The sequence below is a fragment of the Pseudomonadota bacterium genome (genome assembly GCA_030859565.1).
Classification (GTDB): domain Bacteria; phylum Pseudomonadota; class Gammaproteobacteria; order JACCXJ01; family JACCXJ01; genus USCg-Taylor.
The window spans coordinates 1-5,638 of record JALZJW010000188.1 but is presented as its reverse complement, the minus strand read 5'-3'; the positions used below and the strand labels follow the sequence as shown (position 1 = coordinate 5,638).

At 59.1% G+C, this 5,638-nt stretch carries 5 protein-coding genes; 1 reads left to right on the top strand and 4 read right to left on the bottom strand.

Going from position 1 to position 5,638, the window contains the following annotated elements:
- The 4 genes from M3436_18795 to M3436_18780 form a co-directional block, all read right to left on the bottom strand.
- On the bottom strand, positions 1-559 hold a 559-nt coding region (locus tag M3436_18795; GenBank protein ID MDQ3566045.1), incomplete at its 3' end, for a DNA cytosine methyltransferase.
- Positions 556-1,644 carry a hypothetical protein gene (locus tag M3436_18790; GenBank protein ID MDQ3566044.1) on the bottom strand — a complete coding sequence of 363 codons (1,089 nt, stop codon included), beginning with the start codon at positions 1,642-1,644 and terminating at the stop codon, positions 556-558. The genes M3436_18790 and M3436_18795, both read right to left, overlap by 4 nt.
- A gap of 14 nt (positions 1,645-1,658) precedes the next feature.
- Entirely contained in the window at positions 1,659-2,420 is a 762-nt protein-coding gene (locus M3436_18785; protein MDQ3566043.1) for a hypothetical protein, read from the bottom strand.
- Positions 2,410-3,078 (bottom strand): hypothetical protein, encoded by a 669-nt coding sequence (locus M3436_18780; GenBank protein ID MDQ3566042.1) that lies wholly within the window; start codon positions 3,076-3,078, stop codon positions 2,410-2,412. Before M3436_18780 ends, M3436_18785 begins: the two co-directional genes overlap by 11 nt.
- Positions 3,079-3,497: 419 nt before the next feature.
- On the opposite strand from M3436_18780, the gene M3436_18775 reads away from it, so the two are divergent.
- Positions 3,498-5,378: a bifunctional homocysteine S-methyltransferase/methylenetetrahydrofolate reductase gene (locus M3436_18775; GenBank protein MDQ3566041.1), complete on the top strand. Its 1,881-nt coding sequence runs from the start codon at positions 3,498-3,500 to the stop codon at positions 5,376-5,378.
- The last annotated feature ends 260 nt before the right edge of the window (positions 5,379-5,638 follow it).

Genomic DNA, 5,638 nt, shown 5'->3' with positions numbered 1-5,638 from the left:
AGGTGAAACACCGTGAACGGACTTGGGGCACCCCGAACGAGGCGGCATTAAGGTATCGCACATTTGTAGAATATCCCGCATCCGATAAGGAAACCCGCAGTCGACCCAATAATCTACCGTCTTGCGCTCGCCTGAACTCGGGCACATTCTCAATAAGCACTACCTTAGGTCGGAGAATTCTCACTATGTCGGAAACGTGAAAGACCAAACCCGCGTCCCCGTTGAGGATTCGTTTCCCAGCCGCCGAGAACGTCTGACACGGCGGTGCTGCCAGAACCACTTCCACTTGACCTGCTTCGAGCTCTAGGGCATCTAGGACATTGGTGGCCCCGTTGCCTACCATCGGATCGCCGAACGAGTATTCGAGAAATTGGGTGCTAGGAAAGTTCCAAGCATATAGCTCCTTCAACGCAGGATCGTTATCTACCGCTGCAACTAACTCAACCTGATTTGGAGAGCCTGCCTTGAGCCAACCCAATGAAAGCCCGCCAGCACCACTAAAGAGGTCGATCACTCTAATCCGACTTGCTCCATCCAGGGAGATACTGTCTTCGCTCAATCCAAGAGCTCCACAACTAGATCATGAGGTAATTCGGCAAGGAACCGATTCGATGCCTCGCTGAGTTCGTTTTCCACACGATCAAGTCCAAGTTCAGCTTCCCGTCGCTGAAGCAACCGAAGAGCCTCTCGCTGAACGACATCCCGGAACATAGTAAGTTGGTGGCATCTGAAAGCACTTGCTGTCGAGCCGCCGCGTTCGAGCGCTGCCTGCGCGTATGGATGAACAGTATTGATCCACCAGACATTGTAGAACTTGTCTACATCGTCTTGCTCTAATGGTGGATGCCGGTCAGTAAAATGCTTGGACTCCCCAGGATTCGCAGGATCCTCGTCGATGCCACTTAGCAGAACTTGCGGGAACCGAGACCGACGAGATCGGTCTAAGGTACCAGGAGTCTCAGCAGTTCCCCCTTCACCGGTGTCGCCACCTGTCCCTCGGTCTCGAGGCCCGTCCCCTCTTGATCCTTCTCCCGTTGGCGCTTTGCCCGTTCCCACGTTGCCGAACCCACCGCCGGCAGGGTCATCGATAAAGTCCACCATAATCTGAGTCTGTAGCTCTTGTAGAAAGTGCTTTGCGTGCTGGTTGAGCGCATCATTCAAAACTGTTGCTTTGTGCAATTCAGACTTCCGTTCTTTAGATTTTTGTTGCTCTTCAACAGCCGCGACCTGTTCCCACAATCGTTCAGCGGTCCAGGAAAGGATTGTGTTGGTCGTGGGAGTAGAGACCAACTTCTCACGATCGTTCTGGACTAGCGCATCGACATTGGGAAAGGTTAGGTGCAGTTCCGCATACAAGAGGCTGAGGATCGGCGAATGTCCAGGCAGAGGAAGCGTGCTAACCGGATATGTGGCAATAGGATTGTCATCGCCATCGACAACAAATACGGCGTTCAAATCTTTGAGGCGGCCTGTTAGAGGCATTCCCGCCTTGACAATTTTCAGCGTGCCTGCTGTGGTAGTGCCAAGAGCAAGTGCGGTATCGACAATTAGCTCAGTCGGAACTTGCAGGATTCTCGGCGGCCAGTCTGGATCCTCTTCGATAGTCTCTAGGCTTAGGCGATCAATCCGCAGTTCACCGTTCACGAATACAGAAATCGCTAGTTCCCTAATGGGTCTGCGCGCTTGTGAAGCGTCTCGAATATCATCGATAAGGCGCTGGTGATTCCAACTTCCGCCAGACACGACATCATTGGCTGACAGCACCTGCTTACCCTGACGACCAGCGATAACTGCAATTCCCGCCCTCCTGAGTCCAACTCTGCGACGAGCGAGCCGTCGAAATGTTCTAGGTACTCTGTAATGCTCCGGTCACCTCCCAACCCTTCGCTCTTGGGGAGAGCGGTAGCGAGAGCCGTTCTCCAGCTCATTGCTCGATCTTTGATCTCCCAGACGCCCGTTGTACCATCACTACGACGATCTACCACCAGACTGGTGGCTCTTCCATCGCGCCATGTGATAAATCGCGCCCCGCCTTTCCACATCTCTCGCATGTAGAACTTGCCGCCGTTACCGTGGCCTCCCGTGACCGACGCGGATGAGGAGCCACCGTGAGAAGCTGCCGACCGGCTTCCCCAGTTCAAAACGTAACTCTCCACGATTTGGAGCGTTGTTCCACCAAAATCAATGACGGCTAGGTTAGGGCCACGCTTGTTACTGGACGCATCCATTAAGCACAGAAACACAGGCCAATTGCCGTTTCGAGACTCTTTTTCGGACTCGCGCAAGCGGAGGTACTGATCCAGGCTATTCTTGAGCAACTCAGCAATACCTTTGGCGTGCTTGAACTTGAATGACTTGCCAATCGTGTCCAGAAAGTCAGGGCTAATCTCAGTCTTGATTCGATTTCCTTCATTGACCATGGCTTTCACTCCTTCTAAATAAATGACCAAACTGGTTGTCGAGAAACTCTGCTAGGGCTGCCAGCTCGTCTGAGCCACCAATTCTAAGTTCTCGCGCTTTGCGAATCGTGTCGAGCGCAAATTCTACTCGATGCTTTCGATCTTCGAACACTGTGCCAGTACTGAACTGAAAAAACACCCTAGCATCATAATCGACAAGTCGTTCAGGCTGATCACGCCAAGCAGATAGCACTCGCGAACGGAGAGCGTTGTTGATGAAGGTCTGTTCGTTTCTCGATAGCCTTGCTCGTTCTTGGTCATCTCCACTGTCTTCTTTTTCTAGAAGCTTTGACGCTTTTTCTATCCCAGCATCTGTCAGACGGAATACCTTATTCCCAAGTGAAACTACAAAACCAGATGGCTTTAGCGACTGATATATCTTCTTATGAATGTCGGAGGCGTCCGGATACTCGGGATGGTTCCGCAAGCTAAATGCTTCTGGATAATCGCGCCACGCTTGAAGTACAAGTTCTTCATACGGAACCTTCGAAGTGCTACCGTTCGCAACATGATGAAAGGCGATCAGAACCTTGTCAGACTGAGTAAGGGTGGGCGATGTCCCGGAACGGGACTGAACCTTATTGTCGGACTTGTCTTGATTGCGTCTAGGCTTTTCCATCTTGCTCCTTCGTCGCAACTCAAACTCTGGCCCGAGATCGTTCTGGACTGAGTTACACCCGTTCGGACGCCCAACGCATAGGCAGGAGCGTCCAGCTTAACTCCTTAGGCTAGGGGCAGTCGTATCGATGGCATTAAAGCCTAGCATCAGTCTCGAGGCATGGGCACCCAGTGTTTCCATTCCCGCATATTAGCAGCAATCGTTCCACCACGGGTTATTCTCATTGCAGCCAATTTCAAGTTCAGAGATTGCGTACTCACTTCGGTGCTGAACGCCCGCATTGCAAATCGGCAGCAAGGGCAAACATAGTATCCTGACCCCAACAGCATCGCCGACAGCGGCGATGCTTCGGAATCCGTGGCCGCCGGCCGGGGCGAGGCGAGCCTAGCAAACGGATGTTCCCCTTGAGCCATCCATTCTTGACCAAGCTGAACGACGGGGTGGTGCTGACCGACGGCGCGATCGGGACCATGCTCTACGCGGCGGGGACGCCGCTCGACGACTGCTTCGATGCGCTCAATCTCTCGGCCCCGGAGGCGGTGGCGGCGGTGCATCGGACCTATCTGGAAGCGGGCGCCGACATCATCGAGACCAATACCTTCGGCGCCAACCGGTTCCGTCTGGAGGGGTTCGGCCTGGCGGCCAAGGTGCGTCAGATCAACCGGCAGGGGGTGCGCCTGGCCCGCGAGGCGCGGGAAGTGAGCGGCTCCTCGGCCCTGGTGGCGGGCTCGATCGGGCCGACCGCGCGCACCCTGGCCCCGTTCGGCACGACCTCCGCGGCCGATGTCCAGGCCGCGTTCCAGGAGCAGATCGAGGCGATGGTCGAGGCCGGGGTCGATCTCCTGGTGATCGAGACCATCGGCAACCTGGATGAGATGACGGTCGCCATCGCCGCCGCCAAGGCGGTCTGCGACCTTCCCATTGTGGCCAACATGACCTTTGCCGAGGATGGCCGCACCATCGGCGGTAGCTCGCCGGAAGAAGTGGTCGACCGCCTGGCGCCACTGGGCGTGACCACGATCGGCGCCAACTGCTCGGTCGGGCCGCAACTCTTGTTGCCGGTGGTGGCGACCATGGCCCGGCGGCTGGAGCACATGCCGGGCGAACGGCGGCCGTGGCTTTCCTGCCTGCCGAACGCTGGCTGGCCGGCGCATGTCGCCGGGCGCGTCATCTATCGCTCATCCCCGGAATACTTCGGCCACTTCGCGCGGCAGGCGGCGGACCTCGGCGTCCGGCTGATCGGCGGTTGCTGCGGCACCACCCCGGCCCACACCCGGGCGATGCGGGAGGCGCTGACCGCCTGGCGCCAGGAGCGGAGCGACCCGGGACTGGCCTTGGCGACTGCCACGACAAGCGCGGCCACGATCGATCTGATCGAGCCGGCGCCGGCGCCTGAGCTGGCCCCGGCCGAAGGCCCATCCTCCCTGGCCCGCAAGCTGGAAGGCGGCAAGTTCATCGTCGCGGTCGAAATTGATCCGCCGAAGGGGCTCAACCCGGCCAAGGCGCTCGATGGCGCCCGCCTGCTGCGCGAGGCCGGGGTTGACGCGATCAACGTCGCGGATTCGCCGATGGCGCGGGTGCGGATGAGCGCCCTGACCATCTGCTACCTGATCCAGCACCAGGTCGGGGTGGAGACGATCCTGCACCTGACCACCCGAGACCGGTCGCTGATGGGCCTGCAATCGGATTTGCTCGGGGCGCACGCGGTCGGGGTCCGCTCGATCCTGGCGCTGACCGGCGACCCGCCCAGCCTGGGCGACTATCCCGATTCCTCCGCCGTCTACGACATCGACTCCACCGGCTTAATTCGGGTGCTGACTCGCCTGAACAATGGCACCGACTCGGCCGGCGCCGCGATCGGCAAACGGGCCAACTTCCTGATCGCCTGCGCCGTCGATCCCACCCGCGAGGATTTGGCCCATGAGGCGGCCCGGCTCCGGGCCAAGCTGGAGGCGGGGGCGAACTTCGTGATGACGCAGCCGATCTTCGACCCCGCGGTCTGGCGCCGGTTCCTCGATGTCTACGGCGCCGAGCGGCTGCCGGTGCCGGTGTTGATCGGGATCCTGCCGTTGCAGAGCACCAAGCACGCCGAGTTCCTGCATAACGAGGTGCCGGGGATCACCCTGACCGACGAGGCGCGGGCCCGCATGCGCCGGGCGGGCGCCGAGGGCCGGGCGGAAGGCGTCACCATGGCTCAAGAACTGCTGCTGCAACTCCGGCCCCACGTCCAGGGCGTCTACCTGATGCCGTCGTTCGGCCGCTACGAGGTTGCCGCCGAGGTGTTACGGGTGCTGGACTGACCCGACACCCGGGGCCTTGGTTCACCGTTCCGTGGTCGCTGTCCGCGCTGATGAGGTCCATGCTATAGTCGCGCGGCCGGCACAACTCGTTCGGATCCGGGCGCGTAGCGGGATGGAGCCCAACCACGATGGATCAGGAGGCGCCGGCCGCGCCAGCGGCGGCCCAGGCGGCGGCCACGGCGGCGCGGCGTCTGATCGAGTCGGCAACGATCGCCGTGGTGACCTCGACCGGTCTCTATCTGATTGGCGCGGTGTACACC